This is a genomic window from Paraburkholderia sp. PGU19, assembly GCF_013426915.1.
Lineage (GTDB): Bacteria > Pseudomonadota > Gammaproteobacteria > Burkholderiales > Burkholderiaceae > Paraburkholderia.
In genome coordinates this window covers 2149301-2171910 of sequence record NZ_AP023181.1, presented here as the reverse complement: position 1 = coordinate 2171910, position 22610 = coordinate 2149301, and the positions used below count along the sequence as shown (strand labels likewise).

Below are 22610 nucleotides of genomic sequence, written 5' to 3'. Positions count from 1 at the left end.
CGCCAGAGCCCGTTCAGTAGATTACGCCGATACCCATACGTGTCCGTCTTCGACGCGCGCCGCGAATGCGCTGACGGACTTGTCGGGCGCTTCGAGGCATTCGCCCGTGCGCAGATCGAAGTGATGCTTGTAGATCGGCGACGCGACCACGATGCGCTCGCCGAGGCTGCCGATCAGCCCGCGCGACAGCACGGCCGCCTGCGATGCCGGGTCGAAGTTGTCGATGGCGTACACGCCGCCGCGCTCGCCTTCGACGCGAAACACGGCGACCTGCTCGCCATTGACGAGTGCGCAGACGCCCGTGTTCGGCACGATGTCGTCGAGCGTGCAAATGGACGTCCAGGTGGTCGGCAAACGGTCGTTGTTCATGTCGATCTCCGTTCTATCGGTGAGTAAATGACGTGGGTGCCTGGATCAAACCGTTTCGGCCGGTTCTGTCGATTCCGTCGACTGCTCGACGACGACGGGAATACGCACGGGCCGCTGGCGCTCTTCGGGCGTGGCGGGCCGGATCTGGCCGCGCGTCGGGACGAAGCTGACGTTGTCGTCAGTACTGTCGCTGTTGACGAAGTGACGGAAGCGCTTGCGCGTTTCGGGGTCCGTGACGGCTTTCTTCCACTCGCATTCGTACGTGTCGACCACGTGCTGCATTTCCGCTTCGAGTTCCGCCGCGATGCCGAGCTTGTCATTGATGACGACTTCGCGCAGATAGTCGAGGCCGCCTTCGAGGTTCTCGCGCCACACGCTGGTGCGTTGCAGGCGGTCGGCCGTACGTACGTAGAACATAAGGAAGCGGTCGATATAACGGATCAACGTTTCGCGATCCAGATCCGACGCGATCAGTTCGGCATGGCGCGGCTTCATCCCGCCGTTGCCGCACACGTAGAGATTCCAGCCCTTTTCCGTCGCGATGATGCCGACGTCTTTGCTTTGCGCCTCCGCGCACTCGCGCGTGCAGCCCGACACCGCGAACTTGATCTTGTGCGGCGAGCGCAGACCTTTGTAGCGGTTCTCGATATCGATCGCGAGACCGACGGAATCGTCGACGCCATAGCGGCACCACGTCGAGCCGACGCATGACTTCACCGTGCGCAGCGACTTGCCGTATGCGTGGCCCGACTCGAAGCCGGCGGCGATCAGTTCTTCCCAGATCGACGGCAACTGTTCGACGCGCGCGCCGAACAGATCGACGCGCTGCCCGCCCGTGATCTTCGTGTAGAGGCCGTACTTCTGCGCGACCTGGCCGACGGCGATCAAGCCTTCCGGCGTCACTTCGCCGCCCGGCATGCGCGGCACGACGGAATACGTGCCGTCGCGCTGGATGTTCGCGAGGTAGTAGTCGTTCGTGTCCTGCAGGCTGGCGTGCTCTTTCTTCAGCACGAACTCGTTCCAGCACGACGCGAGAATGCCGGCGACGGCGGGCTTGCAGATATCGCAGCCAAGGCCGTGACCATGCTTGTTCAGCAGTGCGCTGAAGGTCTCAATGCGCTCGACGCGAACGAGGTGATACAACTCCTGGCGCGAAAACGGAAAGTGCTCGCACAGATGATTGTTGACGGCGAGACCTTGCTTCTTCATCTCGGCCTTCATCACCTGCGTGACGAGCGGCACGCAGCCGCCGCATGCCGTGCCCGCCTTCGTCGCGCTCTTCACGTCGCCGATGGTCGTCGCGCCCGCGCAAACGGCCGCGCAGATCGCGCCCTTCGAGATGTTGTTGCACGAGCAGATCTGCGCGCTTTCGGGCAATGCATCGACGCCGAGTGCGGGCTTCGCGTTGCCGTCCGCTTGCGGCAGGATCAGGAATTCCGGCGACTCCGGCAACTGGATGCGGTTCAGCATCATCTGCAGCAGCGTGCCGTATTCGCTCGCGTCACCGACCATCACGCCGCCGAGCAGATACTTGCCGCAGTCGGACACGACCAGCTTCTTGTAGACCTGCTTGCGCTCGTCGCTGAACTGATACGTACGGCTGCCCGCCGTCGCTGCGTGCGCGTCGCCGAGGCTCGCCACATCGACGCCCATCAGCTTCAGCTTCGTGCTCATGTCGGCGCCCGCAAACGCAGCGTCGCCTTCGCCGAGCAACTGTTTGGCCGTCACGCGTGCCATTTCGTAGCCCGGCGCAACGAGGCCAAAAATCTGGCCGTTCCACAGCGCACATTCGCCGATCGCGTAGATGTCGGCGTCGCTCGTGCGGCAGTGGTTGTCGATCACGATGCCGCCGCGCGGGCCGACCGCGAGACCACTGGCGCGCGCGATCTCGTCGCGCGGACGGATGCCGGCGGAGAACACGATCATGTCGGTGTCGAGATGGCTGCCATCGGCGAACTGCATGCGATGCGTGCCTTCTTCGCCGTCGACGATCTCCAGCGTGTTCTTCTGCGTATGCACGGTCACGCCGAGTTCTTCGATCTTGCCGCGCAACACTTTGCCGCCGCCGTCGTCAACCTGAACCGCCATCAGACGCGGTGCGAACTCGACGACATGCGTTTCGAGGCCCAGGTCGCGCAGTGCTTTCGCGCATTCCAGACCGAGCAGACCGCCGCCGATCACGACGCCCGTCTTCGAGCGCGCGCCGCATTCCTGCATCGCTTCGAGGTCTTCGATCGTGCGATAGACGAAGCAGTCTTTGCGGTCCTTGCCCGGCACGGGCGGCACGAACGCATATGAGCCGCTGGCGATCACGAGCTTGTCGTACGAAAGCGTTTCGCCCGTCGAGGTCGTCACCGTGTGCGCGTCGCGATCGATCGACACGGCCTTCGCGTTCAGGCGCAGCACCATGTCGTCGCGATCGAAGAAGCCGGGCGCGACCAGCGACAGGTCGTCGGCGGATTTGCCCGAGAAGAACTCCGACAGATGCACGCGATCGTAGGCGGGACGCGGCTCTTCGCACAGCACGGTAATGTCGAGGCGCGCCGTAGCTTGTTCCGCGAGGCATTCGAGCAGTTTGTGGCCGACCATGCCGTGGCCGATAACGATGACTTTCATGTCGCCGATCCTGTCAGAGAGGAGATTCATTGATTTAATTCGTTGCGCCGAGTGCGGCATCGCGGGTGGTGTGTTCGGCGGAGAAGCGCACGGCGATGGCGCAGATCGCGGACGCGCTGACGAACGCGCCGAGCGTCAACAGCGTTTGATGCAGGTCGCCCATGCCCTTCGCCAGAAAGCCCGCCGCCACCGCGCCGACATTGCCGCCCGCGCCGACGATGCCCGCCACGCCGCCGAGCGCCTTGCGGTCGATGAACGGCACGAGCGCGTAGGTCGCGCCGCACGCCATGTGTGTGAAGAGACCGAACAGCAGCATCGCGATCACCGCGAGCGCCGCGTGGTTTGCTTGCGAGAACAGCAGCAGGCCGACGCCTTCGCCGGCGATCAGCGCGAACAGCAACATCGAACGCGCCGACAGCCCACGACGCTTCGCGCCCCAGTCCGACAACAGACCGCCGAGCGGACGCGCGAAGATTGCGAGCAGGCCGAAGCTGCCCGCCGCGAGACCGGCGTCGCGCAGCGACAGCTGGAAGTGATCGACGTAGTAGATGGCCGCGACGTTGTGGATGAACACCTCGACGCCGAAGCACGCGGCGTAGGTGACGAACAGCATCCACACGCGATAGTTGCGCGAGGCCGCGAGCAGGCTTGCCCAGCCGCCTTTCTTGCCGCTATCGACGACGATGCCGCGTGCGCGCAGTTCCGCGAAATTGCCTTGCGGGCAGTCTTGCGTGAAGCGCCAGTAGAGCGCGGCCATGATGGGCATCGCGATGCCCGGCAGCACGAGCGTCAAACGCCAGGCGTCGGCGTTGCTCGCGCCCAGCGCGACGGCGCCGGCGAGCATCAGCGGCACGAGCATCTGCGCGGCGCCTGCGCCTGCATTGCCCCAGCCGGCGCTGGTCGCGTTCGCCGTGCCGACCACGTTGGGCGCGAACATCACGGACGTGTGATATTGCGTGATCACGAAGCTCGCGCCGACCGCGCCGATGCCGAGCCGGCACAACAGGAACGCGGTGTAGCTGTGCGCGAGCGCCGCGCCAAGCACGGGCAGCGCGCCGACCATCATCAACGCGACGTAGACCTTGCGCGGGCCGAAGCGGTCGCACATCGGACCGACGATCAGACGCACGAGAATCGTGATCGCGACGGCAGCAATGTTGATGTTCGCGACCTGATCCGCTGTGAGGTGGAACTCCTGCTTGATGAGCGGCATCAGCGGCGCGCAGGCGAACCACGCGAAGAAGCAGACGAAGAACGCCATCCACGCGAAGTGGAAAGCGCGCATGGCGGGCGTGCGCCAGTTCAGCAGATCGATCGATGTGGCTTTGTCGGTCATGTTCCGGGCCTGTAAACGACTACGGCGTCCCGCGAATCGGGTGCGAGACCAGATTCAGGGGACGCCGTTGTCCAAAATTCGTCGGTACGTGGGGATGCTGCTTTGCGGCTCGTCGTTGAGCCGCGATGTGGGGTTTATCGCAAGGTGTGTGCCATGCGGGCTATTGGCGGCGCAGAGGCTTTGCTGGCTTGGGTTTGAGAGTGGTTTGCGGGTTTTATCGCGAGCTTGTCCGCTGATTCATGGTGAGGCTCGCCGGCACTTTGCTGGTGCAGCGCAGCACTGTGGGCGTGCGTGGGAATGGTGCGGATGTGGTGCGGGTTTCGTCGTTTGCGGGACAGGGAGCGTAGGGTTGCTTACGCTCCGTAGGTGAGTGCAATTCAGGCAAGCCGATGCATCGTGCGCCTGCCATGTCGCGACGCGCTTTATGATTCATCACGCGCATCAGGTTGGACGGAGCGGACTAGAAGGTCGCTATTTATTGCGAGTTGCCAACCCCAAGTCTCGATATCGCTAGTCATTGAGACGGCTGCCGGGCCGAATTCAAAGGCCGACATCTTGATCGGGGAGCGTCGGCTGCTCCAGCTTTACCGTTACCAGTGACTTTAACGCTGGATGATAAATCGCGAGGACGTTGAGCGCTGTGATCCCTAGCCGGCGAGCTACCTCTTCGCCCAACTCGTCTCCGATGGCGGATAGTGGCCAGTCTGCAACGACCGTCGACTCCTTGAACGGCTGAATGTCGGAATCCTTGACGACGAAGACTGATAGCTTTTTTCGGCATCGTCGTAAGACACAACGAAAGAACTATTAGGGAGTGGATGTTGCATCAATGCCCTCGACACTGGTTATAAATCACGAATGCATTCGCGCCGTTCAACATCAGCGGTCCAGGACCGGTCTTCTCGAAAGCGGCCCATTTTCCTCGGCCAAATCCTCCAGCGGTACATCGAGCGTATTCCATTGCATAGATATCCGAATCAATTTCCGCAGAAAGAGACGGTATACCTAGCATGAAACGTAAGCCACCCTGTAAAACAACGTAAAGGCGAAACGGACGTACCGCCACGCCCTACCCCTCCCGCGCCTCCCTCAACTCCGCCGCAATGAAATCGACGAACGTCCGAATCCGCGCCGACATCTGATGCCTTTGCGAATACACGGCAAAGATATCGGCGCCCGGCGTCTCATACCCAGGCAGCACCTGCACGAGCCTGCCATCCGCCAGATACTCATTGATATCCCACTCGGCGCGCATCAAGACTCCGTGCCCTTCCAAAGCCCACTTCACCGCGATCTCGCCGTCATTCGTCGTCAGATTGCCGTTGATGCGCACCGACTCCGTCTTGCGGGCAGCGCCACGCCCTGTCGCGAGCCGCCACACGCCGTACGCTTCGTCGCCCTGCCGTATGCCGATGCAGTTGTGCCTCACCAGTTCATGCGGCGTGACTGGCATCCCATACTCGGCGATGTACGAAGGCGCCGCGCATAGCAGTCTGCGATTCGGCGCAAGCCGTCGCGCGACGACGCGGGTATCGGGCGGCTCGCCGAAGCGGATGCAGACGTCGAACGCGTCGTCCGTGAGCGGCGGCGGCGTGACGGACAGTTGCAGCTGCACCGCGACCTGCGGATAACGGTTCACGAAACGCGATATCGCCGGCGCGACATGACTGCGCCCGAACCCGAGCGTCGCATTCACCCGCAGCAAGCCCTTCGGGCTCTTCTTCGCGCTACCCAGCAGTTCGGACAATGCGTCGATCTCATCGAGTATCCGCCGCGCGTGCTCCAGGTAGACCTCGCCTTCGGGCGTCAGCATCATCCGGCGCGTCGTCCGGTTCACAAGCGGCACGCCCGCACGCTGTTCCATCTGCGTCAGCCGCTTGCTCACGGCGGCCGGCGTCAGCCCCAGTTCGCGCGCCGCCGCGCTCAGGCTGCCTGACGCGGCGAGCGTCGAGAAAAAGCTCAAGTCGGTCGGTTGAACGGTTTCGGTCACGGCTCGATTTGTGAATTGAAGTTAAAGATGCTTTGAGTTTAGCACCGGTTACTGCGCTTCCAGTTAGGTACAGTCAGTTCCATTCCAAATCAATTGAAGGAGCGAGACATGAACACCTATCGCATTGCGACGATCCCCGGCGACGGCATCGGCAAGGAAGTCGTGCCGGCGGGCAAGGAAGTGCTGGAAGCGCTGGCGCGTACCAGCAACAGCTTCAAATTCGAGTTCGAGAACTTCGACTGGGGCGCCGACTACTACCGCGAGCACGGCGTGATGATGCCCGCCGACGGCCTCGACGCAATCCGCAACAAGGACGCGATCCTGTTCGGCTCGGCAGGCGACCCCGACGTGCCCGATCACGTGACGCTGTGGGGCCTGCGCCTGAAGATCTGCCAGGGCTTCGATCAATACGCGAACGTGCGGCCGACCCGCATTCTCCCCGGCATCGACGCGCCGCTGAAGCGCTGCACGCCCGAAGACCTGAACTGGGTGATCGTCCGCGAAAACTCCGAGGGCGAATATTCGGGCGTCGGCGGCCGCGTGCATCAGGGCCATCCGATCGAAGCCGCCACCGACGTCTCCATCATGACGCGCGCCGGCGTCGAACGCATCATGCGTTTTGCGTTCCGTCTCGCGCAGTCGCGCCCCCGCAAGCTGCTCACCGTCATCACGAAGAGCAACGCGCAGCGCCACGCAATGGTGATGTGGGATGAAATCGCGCTGCAGATTTCGAAGGAGTTCCCGGACGTCAAATGGGACAAGGAACTCGTCGATGCGTCGACGGCCCGCATGATCAACCGCCCCGCATCACTCGACACCATCGTCGCCACCAACCTGCACGCCGACATCCTCAGCGACCTCGCCGCTGCACTGGCGGGCAGCCTCGGCATCGCGCCGACGGGCAACATCGACCCGGAGCGCCACTATCCGTCGATGTTCGAACCGATCCACGGCTCGGCGTTCGACATCATGGGCAAGGGCCTTGCGAATCCGATCGGCACGTTCTGGTCGGTCGTGATGTTGCTCGAGCATCTCGGCGAATTCGAAGCCGCGAAGCGCGTGATGAGCGCGGTCGAAACCGTTACTGCGGACCCGTCGCTGCATACAGGCGATCTCGGCGGCAAGGCGACGACTGCGCAAGTGACGGCAGCCGTGTGCGCGCTAGTCAAAAAGGTGCCCGTAGCCGCATAACGCGCATGCAAATCCGTTGTCGCGCGGTTCACGCCGCCGCGACACCGGGCGCAGCGAAAAGCGCGCCCAAAGGCTTCACACACACAACTACAACTGACCCGCAAACGGCAGACAACCCGTGAAGCCTGAATTGTCCGGCACAGTCCGGCTCAACCTCCAAGGAGGAGACACATGCAACCCGAACTCGAATCGCGAGTAGCGCGCAAGCTCATGTTACGGATCATTCCGTTCGTGATGCTGCTCTACTTCGTCAGCTTTCTCGATCGTGTCAACGTCGGCTTCGCCGCCATGACGATGAACAAGGCAATCGGTCTTTCGCCAACGGCATTCGGTCTCGGCGGCGGGCTGTTCTTCATCGGCTACTTTCTGTTCGAAGTGCCGTCGAATCTGATCTTGCATCGCGTCGGCGCACGGATCTGGATCGCGCGTGTGATGGTGACGTGGGGCATCGTGTCGGCCGCTTCGGCGTTCGTCACGGGTCCGACCAGCTTCTACGTGTTGCGCTTCGTGCTGGGCGTCGCGGAAGCGGGCTTCTTTCCCGGCATCATCCTGTATCTGAGCCTGTGGTTTCCGGGCAAGCAGCGCGCGGCAGCCGCGGCATGGTTCATGGCTGCTGCACCGATCTCGACGGCCATCGGCTCACCGATCTCCGGCGCGATCATGCAGTTGCCGCCGATGTTCGGCCTCGCCGACTGGCAATTGCTCTACATCATCGAGGCCGTGCCCGCCGTCGTGCTCGGCTTCGTCGTATTGAAGTTTTTGACCGACACCCCGTCGAAAGCGCACTGGCTGAAGGACGACGAGCGCGAATGGCTGATCGCGAAGCTCAAGACCGAAGCCGACGAGCGCAAAGGTCACTCGGGACATACGGCGGGCGCGCTGAGTGCGTTGCGCGATCCGCGTGTGCTGGCGCTCGCGCTGATCTACTTCGGCACGTCGGCGGGCTTGTATACGCTGGGTCTGTGGGCGCCGCTCATCATCCGGCAGTACGGGTTCAGCGCGCTGCAAACGGGGCTGCTGACGGGCATTCCGAGCGTGCTGGCCGTGATCGCGATGGTGTTGTGGGCGCGGCACTCCGACCGGACTGAAGAACGCACGTGGCACGTCGTGATTCCTTGCGCACTGGCGTGTGCCGGCTTCATCTTCGCGGGTCAGGCCGGTACTGCTTTGTTGATCGTGCTTGCACTGGTGGTCGTCAATGTCGGCATCAGCGCGGCGAAGGCGCCGCTGTGGGCGATGCCGAGCATGTTCCTCTCAGGCGCAGGCGCTGCAGCGGGCATCGCGATGATCAATTCGGTCGGCAATCTGGGCGGTTTCGTCGGTCCGTTCGCGATCGGCTGGCTCAAGAATGTGACGGGCGGATATGCAGCAGGCCTGTACGTGGTCGGCGCGACGCTGGCCGTATCGGCGGCCGTCACATTGATGCTGAGCCGCAAGGCCGCGCAGCAACCCGCCACGGCCTGCATGCGGCACGATCACTGATCGTTTTCAGATGAACACGGGCCGGTCCGACGGAAACGTCACCGGCCCATCCTTCTGATCTTCTCCTTCCCGTCGCCGAACGCCTTGCGAGCCGTCCCCGTAGCCTGCTGCAAATCGCCCTTCAGTTGCTGCGTGCGGTTGCCCGTCACCTTGCCGACCACTTCGTTGACCTTGCCCTTCACCTGTTGCGCAACACCTTTGATCTGATCGCGGTTCATGTCGCTCTCCCTGTCGATTGGCGCATAGGCGCCATCGGAGTGACTGACATGCAATTCACGCGCCAACGCCTGCTGTAGCCGTGTAGCGCGTTTCAAGCCCGGCATGGAAGCGTCTTCATGACAACGCGCCGGTAACTTGTACCAACGCATCATTCGACATCCGCCGCAACCCGCTGCGCCGCCCACGCCTCCAGTTCTTCAGCCGATATCGCCGGCGAATACAGGAATCCCTGCAATTCATCACAACCGATGCTGCGCAGCGTATTCGCTTCGTCCTCGTTTTCGACGCCCTCCGCCACCACGCGCAGACCCAGCTCATGCCCAAGCTCGATGATCGCCTTGATGACAGCGAGATCGGCGGGCGCATCGAGCATGTCGCGAACGAACGCCCGGTCGATCTTCAACCGGTCCAGCGGAAAGCGGTTCAGATAGCTGAGGCTCGAATAGCCCGTCCCGAAATCGTCGAGCGACAGCTTCACGCCGAGCGCGCGTATCGCGCGAATTGCATCGAGATAGTTCTCCGCGCTGTCCATCAATACCGTTTCGGTGATTTCGAGTTCCAGCCGCTGCGGCGCGACGCCATGCGTTGCGAGACTGCGCCGCAACGTATCGACGATATCCGCATCGCGCAACTGGATCGCCGACAGATTGATCGACATGCGCAACTCGCCCATCTCGTCGTCGCGCCAGCGCGCGAGTTGCCGGCACGCTTCGTCGATCACCCATGCGCCGATCGGAATGATCAGCCGCGTCTCTTCGGCGATGGGAATGAACTGCGCGGGCGTCACCGCGCCCAGTTGCGGATGCGTCCAGCGCAGCAAGCCTTCGACACTGACGAGCGCGCCCGTCTGCGCATCGAGACACGGTTGAAACGCCAGCCGCAGTTCGTGCCGTTCGATAGCTGTGCGCATGCAGGCTTCGAGCGCGAGCCGCTGACGCGCACGCTCCGCCATATCGGGCGAGAAGAACTTCACCAGGTTGCGCCCCGCTGCCTTCGCCTGATACATCGCGGCATCGGCGTTCTGCATCAGCGTTTCGATGTCCGTGCCGTCGTCGGGATAGAGCGCCACGCCCGCGCTGCATGCAACCTGCAGCGTGACACCGCCGATCGCGTGCGGCTCGCGCACGAGCGGCAGCAGACGTTCGTCGATGGTGCGCGCAACGTCGGCTGCGCTGCCTGCATCCGCGAGAATCATCGTGAACTCGTCACCGCCCAGGCGGCTCACGGTATCGCTGCTGCGCACGGCCTGCACGAGACGCCGCGAAACGGAACGCAGCAAGCCATCGCCGATATGATGACCGAGCGAATCGTTGATGTCCTTAAAGCGGTCGAGGTCGATGAAGAGCACCGCCACGCGTTGTTGAGCGTGCTTCGCGTGTTCGAGCGCCACGCCCAGCCGTTTCGTGAAGAGCGCGCGGTTCGGCAATTCCGTCAACACGTCATGCTCGGCGAGAAACTCGATGCGCGCCTCGCTCTTCTTGCGATCCGTGATGTCGATCAGTGTGCAGATGTAGTGCGATACGCTGCCACGTTTGTCGCGCACCGCGCTGATCATCAGCCACGCGGGATAATCGCCGCCTTGTCGCCGTCTGATCTGCGCTTCGCCGTTCCATGAACTGGAGCGGTCGACGAGCGTCGCGAGCGCCGTGATCACCGCGCCGCCATTCGCGCCGGCGACGATGAACGCGGGCGGCTGGCCCGCGATATCTTCCGCACGGTAGCCCGTCGCGCGATAGAACGAAGCATTGGCCGTCAGCAGACGTCGCTCCTGATCGAGAATCAGGATCGCTTCGGAAGAAGCCTCGAACACCTTCGCCCATAGTTCGAGCCGCTGCTCCATCAGCTTGATCTGGTTGATCGGCGTGAACGCCGTCAGCACGGCGTCGCGGCCCTGGAAGTTCAGACGCCGCGCGGACAGCATCGCCCACGTCGGTTCGGTGCTCGCTTTCCAGCGCACTTCGAATTCGTCGACGGCATCGCGATCGGACAACTGCTGGAAAAAACGCGCGCGCACCGACGAATCCAGGCCGTATGCCCACGGGTCGGTTGTGCAGCCGTTGAGCCAGTACAGCGCGGGCTGGTTCGCGTGCAGCACTTCATGACCGGGCACGGCCGTCACCATCATCGGCACGGGCGTCGATTCGACAAGCGCATGCTGCGCGGCCGACGCGCGCGCCGTCGCCGCGAGTTCCTTCTGCACGTCGCGCTCGCGGTCGAGCTGTTCGAGCATTTCGTTGAACCCGCGCACCAGCTGACCGATTTCATCCTGGCTGTGCCAGCTCGCGCGCACAGTGTGATCGCCCGTTCTGCGCACCGTGTCCATTACGCGCGCAAGCTGGCGCAGTGGCCGCGAAATCTGCTGCGCGACGAAATACACCATGCCGAGAATGCTGCATAACAGAAAGAGCGCCGTGCCGAGATGCAGCCACATGCGCGAGAAGAGTCCGCGCACGCGTGCATGCAACAGATCGTCGAGCTGATCCGCCGTGCTGCGCCACGTGTCCTGCACGCTGGCCACGAGCGTCTGCTGCTGCACGTCGACAATCGACAGCAACGTGGGATCGACGTCGCCGTTGCTGTCGACGATGATGCGCGCCGCGTGCCGGTACGATTCGACGGCTGTGAGCATCCGTGCCATCGACGGCCCGAGCGCCGAGTCGAGTGCATGATTGGCCGCGCCCGCTTCCGAGAAGTCAGAGCGCAGACCTTGCAGCACGGCATCGAGTTGCCCTTCGAGTACGAGATAGCGCGTGCGCAGTTCGTCGTGCGAGCGCACGGCATGCACGCCTTCGTGCCCTTCGTGCCCGTCGTGCAATTGCCGTCCAATCCGGTTGACGGATTCGAGCAGCGCTGGATAACGCAGGATCGACAGCGACATCGCGTAGTAGCTGTCGAGGTCAGGGTCGAGAATCAGGTTCGACTGATTGCCGACGCGCGTCACGAGCTCGCGGCATGCTTCGAGCGCTTCGTTGATTTGTGCGGCAGTGGGCTGCGCTTCGCGCGCCAGCACGTCCAACGCGGCGCGCACGCGCGCGTTCAGCCCGGCGCTTTCCAGATGTGCGCCGTAGCGCGCTTCCGTACTGGCGAGATCCGTTTGCGCATTCTTCAGGCGGGCAGCGGGCGGACGCTGTCCCGCGCCCGCCATCGCTACGTCGGTCAATGCATCGCGCACGGTGCCGATATACGCGTTGCCGACGATCTCCTTGTTCGAGAAGTCGATCGAAATGTATTTCTCGTGAATCAGAATGCCGCTGATGTACACCACAGCCGTCAAATCGAGCAGATAGATCAGCAGCAGCTTGCGGCCCACGCGCAGACGCGCAAGTAGACGGAAGAATGGATTGCGCTTCATGGCATGCGCGCCACCGCGTACGACATCGAACGAGTCACACATCACTCCCGGTCAGTGGAAGGTGAAAAACAGGCCCGCACGCCTCGATCAGGCCGCTCGCCACTACGGCATATCGGCTCGTCGTTTCGCGACTTTAGCGTTTGCTGAATAATCCCTTCGACGGTGCGCGAATGCTGCGCGCAGGTGCAGAAAACAAGGGGTGTTTAGCCGATTCGCACCAAGGTATGTCACGCGTTGCGGGCATCGCTTAAGCCGCGTCGAGCCTATGCAAGAGGTGGTCCGTGCACTCGATGGCAGGGGTCTTCGGCAACATCTGAATGCACTAAGCGCAACGCGAGATAGATACGCATCAGCCGTTCATATTCGACGATTGCGCTTCCGAGTTCATGACGGCGCAACGAGTTACGCACGAACGTGAAAACGTTTTTGGCGGCATGATATGTGTTCGGATGTAAGCAGATGCACCCGGCCGCGACAAGGAGACATCATGAACGAAGCGACGCACGCGCCGCGCGACTTCATCGTTCGCACGATGAACGCCGATGAAGTGAATCTCGCCATCGAATGGGCCGCGCATGAAGGATGGAATCCAGGCCTGCACGATGCGCACTGCTTTCGCGCCGCCGACCCGGAGGGGTTCTTCATCGGCGAGTTGCAAGGCGAGCCGGTCGGCTCGATTTCAGCCGTCGCCTATGACGCGCATTTCGGCTTCATTGGCCTGTATATCGTGAGGCCGGAGTTTCGCGGCAAGGGGCTCGGCTTGCGCATCTGGCAGCATGGCATGGCGTATCTCGGCAAGCGCAACGTTGGACTCGATGGCGTGGTCGCGCAACAGCCGAATTACAAGAAGTCGGGATTTCAGCTCGCGTACCGGAACATACGCTTTCAGGGTGTGCCCGGGACCGACGTGACGAACGACCCTTCGCTAGTCGATGCGCGCCAGTTGCCTTTCGACAAGCTGGCCTCGTATGACCAGTTGTTCTTTCCGGCGCCGCGCGACGCCTTTCTGCGCGCATGGATCGATCAACGGGATGCCGTCGCGCTCGCAAGCGTCAGCGAAGGCCATATCAGCGGCTATGGCGTGCTGCGCCGATGCCGCGAGGGACGCAAGATCGGACCGCTTTTCGCCGACGACGCGCAAACAGCCGAAGCCCTGTTCACTGCGCTCATCACGCATTGCCCCGGCGAGGCTATCGCGCTCGACGTGTCCGAACGCAACACAGCCGCCGTCGCGCTCGCCGAACGGCATCGTTTGACGAGCGTGTTCGAAACGGCGCGCATGTACACGAAGCGCGCGCCGGACATACCGCTTGCGCGGCTCTACGGTGTCACGTCTTTCGAACTGGGCTGATGCATCAATGCTTCGGATCGTACCGATACACGCCGTGTCCCGTCTTTCGCCCCAGACGCCCTGCCGCCACGAGTTCGCGCAACAACGGACACGCGCGATATTTCGAGTCGCCGAAATCCTTCAGGAACACATCCATCACCGACAGACACACGTCGAGACCGATCAGGTCCGCGAGCGCAAGCGGCCCGATCGGGTGATTCGCGCCGAGACGCATGCCCGCGTCAATCTCTTCCGCCGTCGCAATGCCTTCCGCCAGCACGAAGAACGCCTCGTTGATCATCGGCACGAGAATGCGGTTCACCACGAAGCCCGGCGCGTTCTTCACGCTGACGGGCGTCTTGCCGAGGCGCTCAGTCAGTTCGCGCACGGCGGCAGCCGTGTCGTCGCCGGTCTGCACGCCCCGAATCACTTCGACGAGCGGCAGCAACGGCACCGGATTGAAGAAGTGCATGCCGACGAAACGTTCCGGCTTGCCTAGCGTCGCGGCCAGCGCGGTAATCGAAATGGACGACGTGTTCGACGCGATGATCGTCTCGCCGCTCACCACCGATTCGATCTGCCGCAGAATGCGGATTTTCAGTTCGTCGTTTTCGGTCGCCGCTTCGACAACGAGGTCGACGCCTGACAGGCGCTGATAGTCGGTCGAGGTTTCGATGCGAGTGAGCGCCGCATCGCGCGCCGCCGCTTCGATCTTGCCCTTCTCGACGAGCTTCGCGAGACTCGACGTGAGCGCCCCGATGCCCTTTTCGAGCGCGGCATCCGTCACGTCGATCAGCACGACCTTCAAACCCGCCACCGCCGATACCTGCGCGATGCCGTTGCCCATCGTGCCCGCGCCGACGATGCCGATTGTTTCGATCCTGTTTGCCATTTGCTGCTCCTTTCTCCTGATTTGTGCTGAGTTATGTCGATGCGTTGCACTGCACCATGGGCGATACGATACCTGTTTCTCGCGCGCATACGTATGAAAAAGGGATGGCAGGCTGTCGCACGCTCCACGCGCCTGATAGGTCCGGCGGTTATATCATCGGAAAAATTTCATTGAAGGCCCCGCCATGCAGCCGGTTGAACTGAACCCGAAACGCAAGCGAGAAAACCCGCTCGTGTGGATTTTCGAACCGCTCGAACGCGACCCCGAGTATTCGCGGGAAAGATTTTTCAACTTTCAGGCGGCATATCTCGACGGGCTGCTGTATCTCGCGGTGGCGAGCGGCAATGAGCCGTGGAACGGGCTGGTGGTGTGTACCTCGCATGACCGGCAAGCGGGTTTGCTGGAGGACTTCCCTGTGCTCGCGCCGCATCCCGTGCTCGGAAAGTGGCTGTATGTGTCGCAGACGCATCCCGAGTTCGAAACGGTTGCGCATGAGATGGTCGCGCTTGCACGCGAGCGCGACCCGCGCATGGGCGTGCTGCCCGGCAAGCGCAAGCGGTCGCCCGATGTAGTCGAGATGAAATCTTCGTCGCGGAAGAAAAAGGCGCAGTAGCACTTTTCCGCGGTACGCTCCGCCCTCCTTTTGCGAAGCCGAAGTTGCCGCCGAAGGCGTTGGCGGAGGCTGGGGCGCGGCAGACTGGTAGTTGCGTTTCTGTGCAGGCAATAAAGCGCCGAAGCAACGAGCGCTTACTTCCAGCCTTCGAGTCTGAGCGTCGCCCGCACCAGCCGCTGCTCTTCCTGTTCGATTTCCTGCAGGCTCTCGCGCACACCGTCGATGTGATCCGCGGCGGCACGGTACGCCTGCTCGGGCAGCTTGCCCGTCACCGCGTTGTAGAGCCGCGCATGCTGCCGGTCGATCCGCTTGCGATGCGGCTGCCGGTGATAAAGATTGTTCACGGATGCGAACACCGAACTCAGCAGCAACTCCGTTAGCGAGCGCAGCGTATGCACGAGCACCGGGTTATGCGACGCCTCGCAAATCGCCAGATGGAACGCGTGATCGAGGCGCGCGTGCGTCGCGGGATCGGTTTCGGCATTGTGCGCGGCGAGCATTTCCTCGTAGCGGCGCGTGATCATCATGTAGTCGGCGGGCGTGCCGCGCAACGCGGCCAGACGCGCCGATTCGGCTTCGAGCATGCCGCGCACTTCGAACAGGTCGTAGAGCGTGCGCGGCTGCGAAGCGAGCAGGTGCATCAATGGCGATTGCGGCGGCTGCGCAGTCAGGTTCGCGACGAACGAGCCCTTGCCGTGAGCCGTTTCGATGATGCCCCGCGCGCGCAGCAGCTTTAGCCCTTCGCGCAAAGCCGTTCTCGATACGCCGAGCTTGTCTGTCAGGCGACGCTCCGATGGCAGTGCCTGCCCCGACCTCAGCACGCCGTCGACGATCAGCCTTTCGATGCGCTCCGCGACCACATCGGCGATCTTGCGATCGGACTGTTTTGCGGGGTTTTCCGGGTCTGAAATCACTGGTATGACCACTTGTCGAACAGGTTCTGGATGCGGTCGATGATAGCGCCGATTCCCATTCCACGCTTGCTTCTTCACATTCCGCGTGGGTTCATCGAAATCGAAAAACTGGTACGACCACTTGCCGTGTGCATCGACAGGGCAACACGAAACGGGAACAATCGGCGGCAACACGGATAAGCGGCGCATGACACAGCACGTGCGCCGACGGAGACACCCCATGAGCTACGCCTACGACGAACGGATCGACGGACCACTTCCCTCGCATGACAAGGCCGCGCTGGTCGCCGAGCTTCAGCGTCTCGTGCCCTCGATGCAACTGCTGCACGACAAGGAAGATCTGCGTCCATTCGAATGCGACGGCCTCGCCGCGTATCGCACGACGCCGATGATGGTTGCGCTGCCCGATTCGATCGAGCAGGTACAGGCGCTGCTGAGATTCGCGGCGGCGCGCAAGGTACCCGTCATCGCGCGCGGCGCGGGCACGGGTCTGTCGGGCGGCGCGCTGCCGCTCGAACAGGGCATCCTGCTCGTGATGGCGCGCTTCAACCGCATCTTGCACATCGACCCTGAGGCATCGATTGCCCGCGTGCAGCCCGGCGTGCGCAATCTCGCGATCTCGCAGGCGGCGGCGATTCACGGTCTTTACTACGCGCCCGATCCGTCGTCGCAGATCGCCTGCTCGATCGGCGGCAATGTCGCCGAGAACGCGGGCGGCGTGCACTGCCTGAAATACGGCCTGACCGGGCACAACATCCTGAAGCTCGAAGTGCTGACCATCGACGGCGAGCGTCTGACGATCGGCTCCGAAGCGCTCGACTCGCCCGGCTTCGATCTGCTCGCGCTGCTGACGGGTTCCGAAGGCATGCTCGGCATCGTCACGGAAGTCACGGTCAAGCTGTTGACCAAGCCGCAAAGCGCGAAGGTGCTGCTGGCGAGCTTCGATGACGTCGAGAAAGCGGGCGCGGCCGTCGCGCAGATCATCGGCGCGGGCGTGATTCCGGGCGGCCTCGAAATGATGGACAACCTCGCAATCCGCGCCGCCGAAGACTTCATCCACGCGGGCTATCCCGTCGATGCGGAAGCGATCCTGCTGTGCGAACTCGATGGCGCGGAAGCGGACGTACAGGAAGACTGCGATCGCGTAGGCGCAATACTGCGCGAAGCGGGCGCGACGGGCATCCGCATTGCGAAGGATGAAGCCGAGCGCCAGCGCTTCTGGGCCGGGCGCAAGAATGCGTTTCCCGCCGTGGGGCGCATCTCGCCGGATTACTACTGCATGGACGGCACGATTCCGCGCCGGGAACTCGCTCGCGTGCTGCGAGGCATCGCGGAGCTGTCGAGTGAATATGGCCTGCGCGTCGCGAACGTCTTCCACGCGGGCGATGGCAACATGCATCCGCTGATTCTGTTCGACGCCAATGCGCCCGGCGAAATGGAGCGCGCCGAAACGCTCGGCGCGAAGATTCTCGAACTGTGCGTCGAAGTGGGCGGCAGCATCACGGGCGAGCACGGAGTCGGACGGGAGAAGATCAATCAGATGTGCGTGCAGTTCAGCAGTGAGGAACTCACGCTGTTCCACTCGCTGAAGGCCGCTTTCGATCCCGATGGCCTGCTCAATCCCGGCAAGAACATTCCCACGCTGCATCGCTGCGCAGAACACGGCGCGATGCATATTCATCACGGCAAGCTGCCCTTTCCCGAACTGGAGCGCTTCTGATGCGACGCGAATTCGATTCGATGGACGACAGCGCGCGTCTCGTCGCGCAAGTGCAGCGCGCGGTCGCGCAGCACACGCCGTTGCGCATTCGCGGCAGCGACAGCAAGCGTTTTCTCGGCCGCGACGTGCAAGGCGAAGAACTCGACACGCGCTCGCATCGCGGCATCGTCGCGTATGACCCGACCGAACTGGTGATCACCGCGCGCGCCGGAACGCCGCTCGTCGAACTGAATGCCGTGCTCGATGATGCGGATCAGATGCTGCCGTGCGAGCCGCCTCTTTTCGACGGCGAAGGCACGCTTGGCGGCGCGGTCGCGACTGGTCTTTCCGGTCCGCGCCGGCCGTGGGCGGGATCGATGCGCGACTTCGTGCTCGGCTGCCGCGTGATTACGGGCGACGGCGATCATCTGCGCTTTGGCGGTCAGGTGATGAAGAACGTCGCGGGCTATGACATGTCGCGTCTGCTCGCAGGCAGTTTCGGCTCGCTTGGCGTGTTGACGGAAGTGTCGCTGAAAGTGCTGCCGAAACCGCGCGAGCGCCGCAGCTTCGCGCTCGCACTCGGCGCCGACGAAGCGATGCGCGAACTGTCGGCATGGCGCAAGGCCGCGCTGCCTGTGAGCGGCGCATGTTATGCGAATGGCAGGCTGTATGTGCGGCTCGAAGGCGGACGTGGTTCGGTGAAATCGGCCGTGGACCGGATCGGCGGAGAAGAAATCGACTGTGCATTCTGGGATGCGCTGCGCGATCACCGGCTGCCGTTCTTCGCGGACACGCGTCCGTTGTGGCGTTTGTCGCTGCCGAATGCGACGCCGTTGATGCAATTGCCCGGCGATGCGCTGCTCGACTGGGCGGGCGCGCAGCGCTGGCTCAAGAGCGATGCGTCTGCCACTGACATTCGCCAACTCGCGCATGCGGCAGGCGGTCACGCGACCTGCTTCACGCCGTCGCCTGATTGCGAGCCGTTCCAGCCGCTTGCCGCGCCGCTGATGCGCTATCAGCATCAATTGAAACGCCGCCTCGATCCGGGTGGCGTGCTGAACCCTGGCCGACTGTACGCCGATCTCTGAAGCGAGCGCGATCATGCAAACGAATCTCGACTCTCACGCGAAAGCCCTGCCCGATGCAGCGGAAGCGGAAAGCATCCTGCGCTCGTGTGTGCATTGCGGCTTCTGCAATGCGACGTGCCCAACGTATCAACTGCTCGGTAATGAACTCGACGGACCACGTGGGCGCATCTATCTGATCAAGCAACTGCTCGAAGGCGAACCTGTCAGTGACAAGACGCAACTGCATCTGGATCGATGTCTGACTTGCCGAAATTGCGAAACGACGTGTCCGTCGGGCGTTACGTATCACCGGCTGCTCGATATCGGGCGCGCCGAACTCGAGCGGCGTGTGGAGCGGCCCGTCGGCGAGCGGCTGACGCGCAAGGGGTTGCGGACGGTGATTCCGCAGCCTGCTGTGTTCGGTGCGCTGCTCAAGACGGGGCGTATGGTGCGGTCGATCTTGCCCGCCAGCGTGCAGGCGAAGATTCCGGCACGCGCCGCTGTGCCTCCGAAGGCGCGTCCTGCATTGCGTCATGCGCGCCGTGTGCTGATGCTCGAAGGTTGCGTGCAGACTTCGTTGTCGCCGAATACGAATGCGGCTGCGGCGCGGGTGCTCGATCGGCTTGGGATTAGCGTGATGTCTGTTCGCGAAGCAGGTTGTTGCGGTGCGACTGACTATCATCTGAATGCGCAGGACGCAGGGCTTGATCGGGCGCGGCGCAATATCGATGCGTGGTGGCCTGCGATCGAAGCCGGCGCCGAAGCGATCGTGCAGACGGCGAGTGGCTGCGGCGCGTTCGTGAAGGAATATGGGCATCTGTTGCGCAATGATCCGCTTTATGCGGCGAAGGCCGCGCGCGTGAGTGCGCTGGCGCGTGATCTCGTCGAGGTGCTGGCCAAGGAGCCGCTCGATGTATTGCAGCCCGCTGATGATGCCGTCGCGATGCGTGTCGCGTTTCACTGTCCTTGTACGTTGCAGCATGCGCAGAAGCTTGGTGGTGCCGTGGAGAGTGTGCTGACTCGGCTGGGCTTCGATCTTTCGGCTGTGCCCGATGCGCATCTTTGCTGCGGCTCAGCGGGAACGTACTCGATTACGCAGCCTGAACTTGCGCAGAAGTTGCGCGATAACAAGATGGCTGCGCTTGAAAGTGGTAAGCCGGATGTCATCGCGACCGCGAATGTGGGTTGCCAGATGCATCTGGATGGAGCTGGTAAGACGCAGGTGCGTCACTGGATTGAGTTGGTCGAGGAAGCTTTGGATGCTTAAGGGTTTTGTGCTACGCACTGTGGATTGGTTCTAGTCGTGTGGTTCGGCGGTTTCGCGGGCATCCGCGAGGTGGTGTTTTGCTGCGCAAGCGGTTTGGGTTTTTTGCTTTTGCGCTGGCATCCGCGTTTTGCCTTTGCGCTGGCATCCGCGTTTTGTTAGCGTGCTTCACGCGTCGCCCCTGTGCGGGGCGGCACCTACTTTTCTTTGCCGCCGCAAAGAAAAGTAGGCAAAAGAAAGCGGCTAACACCGCCCGTTCTTGTGTTTGCCTGAGGGCTCTCACAGGGTCTTACACTTCACACGGCGACTTTCCTGTTCGCATTCGTTGCCAACGCTTCGAATAAACGCCTCACCCGCTTCAAATACCCGTACTCAGGCCAGCGGCAGCGAATGGTATCTACCGCCCAGGTGGCAAACTGTGCGTAGGTTGTCGCGTCGTATGCGTTAGCGCTCTTACATGGTGGAACGCGTGCGCTATCGGTCCGGAGTGAGGCATGTGAGTCTCTACGGCCTACACACAGTTTGCCACCTGGGCGGCCGTGAATTATCTGGCGCGGCATGTGGCGACGCGAGCGCATGGAGCGGGTGAGGCGCCTATTCAGCGCGTTGGCAACAAGCATGGGTCACGTGATTGCCGTGTGAAGCGTAAGACCCTTTGGGGGCCCTCAGGCAAGAAGAAATGTTGGCGGTGTGAGCCGCGTTCTTTTGCCTACTTTTCTTTGCGGCGGCAAAGAAAAGTAGGTGCCGCCCCGCACAGGGGCGACGCGTGAAGCACGCTAACAAAACGCGGATGCCAGCGCAAAGGCAAAAAACCAAACCGCTTGCGCAGCAAACACCGCCTCACGGATGCCCGCACAAGCCAAAGCAGACAACACTTCGCGCCGCACAAGCACCACTTCGGATCAAAAAGCGCGAGGGCGTCGCGTTCACACGCCCGGCGACATCGCGGCGAGCCGTTCCGCAGATATCCGCAGCCCGTCGAAGATACGCTCGGCCACACGCCCGGGGAAACCGGCGGGCAGCGCGGCGGCGACCGCATCTATGGCCGTGGGCGTTGCATCGATCAGTCGGCCTATCAACGGCTCGGCGTCAGGACCGTAGAAGCAGCGCGACGCCATCGCGTTGAAGTTACGGCGCTGGATATCCTTCATCAGATAGTGCCGGTTCTTTCCGGCCACAGCCATCGCGAGCTTTGCCTTGTGCCACGACCATTGGTTGCCGCCATCACCTTCGACCGGCCAGATCGACATGATGTCGTACAGCGGCGTCAGCGCGTATCGCCCGCCCGGCATCAGATGCACGCTGAAGTTCTTCGCGTGGCCGTCCGGTGCCGCCAGCATCCAGAACAGAATCTGCGCGCTGAGGAAGGTCTCCAGGTCGGCTTCGGGTCGCTCCGATTGACGCAGCACACCCGCAATGTCGATCATGCCAGGACCGCCATCCGCTTCATAGCGCTGATGCGACGGCTTGCCGAGCACCTGGCAGAAGTCCTCCTGCGGTAGCCGTAAGATCCATTTCTTCGAAGGATGAAGCCGCCGGTCGAAGCGCTCGACGGCCAGCACCTTCTGGTCGCCAAAGTTCAGGATGTCGGCATTCGGCGCGGGCAAACCAAACGCCCTGAACAGCGCGAGACATAGCCACTCGTTTTCAACGGACGTCGTCCAGTCCGCCCTCTTGTTGCCGACGAGTCCGAGCGGCAACTTGAAGATGTGCGTCGTCGGCGTTGCACCGTGTGGGCGCAACCACTTTTTCTTGTGCCATAGAAACGCGGTCTTTTCCTGCGCGCCCGCGAGCGAGATGCGAAAGTCGTCGTATTCGTCGTCGCGCCCCGCCCCCGGGCCGCCCGACGTAACCGTGCGCGCGAGCATCTCCGCGATCTCGTCGTCCGACATCGGCGTGCCTTCGATACGGTCGAATCCTTCCGGCTGCGCATCCTCGGCAAGCAGTTGCGCCGCGCCCACGCAATCCCGGCCGATGGCTTCGAGCAGATCGAAGGCGTCGGCGGTGGCCGTCCTGAAGCGGGTGGCAAGACGCCGACGGATCGGCTCGCTGTCGGGCAGCAAATTGTCGAAGTAGTTGCGCACGCGCTCGCCGCGCAACGGCGCATCGTCGATGCCGAACGGCAGCGAGAGCGACAGCGGCCTCCCGGCAGGCGATGCCATCCAGTCGCTGTCGTACTGAAACTCCATGTCGCCACGCGATGGAATGCGCCATGTGCCAACCCGCAGACCATTGGTCCACACCGACAGCGCGCGCGCATGAGACGGACGGCCCAT

The 22610-nt window shown here is 62.6% G+C and carries 16 protein-coding genes; 7 read left to right on the top strand and 9 right to left on the bottom strand.

Going from position 1 to position 22610, the window contains the following annotated elements; genetic code table 11:
* Window positions 1–21: 21 nt before the first annotated feature.
* The 4 genes from nirD to H1204_RS39485 all read right to left on the bottom strand — a co-directional run bounded on the left by nirD (window position 22) and on the right by H1204_RS39485 (window position 6311).
* On the bottom strand, window positions 22–369 hold the full coding sequence (nirD, locus tag H1204_RS39500) for a nitrite reductase small subunit NirD (RefSeq protein ID WP_180734074.1): 348 nt from the start codon (window positions 367–369) through the stop codon (window positions 22–24).
* Between the two features lie 45 nt (window positions 370–414).
* Complete coding sequence (gene nirB / locus H1204_RS39495; protein WP_180734073.1) at window positions 415–2985, bottom strand: nitrite reductase large subunit NirB; 2571 nt, start codon at window positions 2983–2985, stop codon at window positions 415–417.
* Between the two features lie 34 nt (window positions 2986–3019).
* Window positions 3020–4321: an MFS transporter gene (locus H1204_RS39490; RefSeq protein ID WP_180734072.1), complete on the bottom strand. Its 1302-nt coding sequence runs from the start codon at window positions 4319–4321 to the stop codon at window positions 3020–3022.
* Window positions 4322–5390: 1069 nt separating this feature from the next.
* A complete protein-coding gene (locus H1204_RS39485; protein ID WP_180734071.1) occupies window positions 5391–6311 on the bottom strand; it encodes a LysR substrate-binding domain-containing protein in 921 nt (306 codons plus the stop codon).
* A 108-nt stretch (window positions 6312–6419) separates the two neighbouring features.
* On the opposite strand from H1204_RS39485, the gene H1204_RS39480 reads away from it, so the two are divergent.
* Together H1204_RS39480 and H1204_RS39475 are read left to right on the top strand one after the other, a co-directional pair.
* Window positions 6420–7502 carry a tartrate dehydrogenase gene (locus H1204_RS39480; protein ID WP_180734070.1) on the top strand — a complete coding sequence of 361 codons (1083 nt, stop codon included), beginning with the start codon at window positions 6420–6422 and terminating at the stop codon, window positions 7500–7502.
* Window positions 7503–7673: 171 nt separating this feature from the next.
* Window positions 7674–8984 (top strand): MFS transporter, encoded by a 1311-nt coding sequence (locus H1204_RS39475; protein ID WP_180734069.1) that lies wholly within the window; start codon window positions 7674–7676, stop codon window positions 8982–8984.
* A 38-nt stretch (window positions 8985–9022) separates the two neighbouring features.
* Here the strand turns inward: H1204_RS39475 and H1204_RS39470 are convergent, their stop codons facing one another.
* Both H1204_RS39470 and H1204_RS39465 read right to left on the bottom strand, forming a co-directional pair.
* Window positions 9023–9202: a CsbD family protein gene (locus H1204_RS39470; RefSeq protein ID WP_035996074.1), complete on the bottom strand. Its 180-nt coding sequence runs from the start codon at window positions 9200–9202 to the stop codon at window positions 9023–9025.
* A 149-nt stretch (window positions 9203–9351) separates the two neighbouring features.
* Complete coding sequence (locus H1204_RS39465; RefSeq protein WP_180734068.1) at window positions 9352–12555, bottom strand: EAL domain-containing protein; 3204 nt, start codon at window positions 12553–12555, stop codon at window positions 9352–9354.
* A 487-nt stretch (window positions 12556–13042) separates the two neighbouring features.
* On the opposite strand from H1204_RS39465, the gene H1204_RS39460 reads away from it, so the two are divergent.
* Window positions 13043–13906: a GNAT family N-acetyltransferase gene (locus tag H1204_RS39460; RefSeq protein ID WP_180734067.1), complete on the top strand. Its 864-nt coding sequence runs from the start codon at window positions 13043–13045 to the stop codon at window positions 13904–13906.
* Between the two features lie 4 nt (window positions 13907–13910).
* Here H1204_RS39460 and H1204_RS39455 read toward each other — a convergent pair whose 3' ends face one another.
* Entirely contained in the window at window positions 13911–14777 is an 867-nt protein-coding gene (locus tag H1204_RS39455; protein ID WP_180734066.1) for a 3-hydroxybutyryl-CoA dehydrogenase, read from the bottom strand.
* A 184-nt stretch (window positions 14778–14961) separates the two neighbouring features.
* Between H1204_RS39455 and H1204_RS39450 the strand changes: the two genes are divergently transcribed.
* Window positions 14962–15390, top strand: a complete 429-nt coding sequence (locus H1204_RS39450; RefSeq protein ID WP_042305518.1) for a hypothetical protein — start codon at window positions 14962–14964, stop codon at window positions 15388–15390.
* A 134-nt stretch (window positions 15391–15524) separates the two neighbouring features.
* Here H1204_RS39450 and glcC read toward each other — a convergent pair whose 3' ends face one another.
* Window positions 15525–16304: a transcriptional regulator GlcC gene (gene glcC / locus H1204_RS39445; RefSeq protein ID WP_243468874.1), complete on the bottom strand. Its 780-nt coding sequence runs from the start codon at window positions 16302–16304 to the stop codon at window positions 15525–15527.
* Between the two features lie 220 nt (window positions 16305–16524).
* Here glcC and glcD point away from each other — a divergent pair, with 220 nt between their 5' ends.
* Genes glcD through glcF form a run of 3 tightly spaced genes read left to right on the top strand, consistent with a single transcriptional unit; the run spans window position 16525 to window position 20337 of the window.
* Window positions 16525–18024, top strand: a complete 1500-nt coding sequence (gene glcD, locus H1204_RS39440; RefSeq protein ID WP_180734065.1) for a glycolate oxidase subunit GlcD — start codon at window positions 16525–16527, stop codon at window positions 18022–18024.
* Window positions 18024–19091 (top strand): glycolate oxidase subunit GlcE, encoded by a 1068-nt coding sequence (gene glcE, locus H1204_RS39435; RefSeq protein WP_180734064.1) that lies wholly within the window; start codon window positions 18024–18026, stop codon window positions 19089–19091. The genes glcD and glcE overlap by 1 nt, the downstream gene beginning before the upstream one ends.
* A 13-nt stretch (window positions 19092–19104) precedes the next feature.
* Window positions 19105–20337, top strand: a complete 1233-nt coding sequence (glcF, locus tag H1204_RS39430) for a glycolate oxidase subunit GlcF (RefSeq protein ID WP_180734063.1) — start codon at window positions 19105–19107, stop codon at window positions 20335–20337.
* A 923-nt stretch (window positions 20338–21260) separates the two neighbouring features.
* On the opposite strand, the gene H1204_RS39425 is transcribed toward glcF, so the two are convergent.
* Window positions 21261–22610, bottom strand: a complete 1350-nt coding sequence (locus tag H1204_RS39425; protein WP_180734062.1) for a type II toxin-antitoxin system HipA family toxin — start codon at window positions 22608–22610, stop codon at window positions 21261–21263.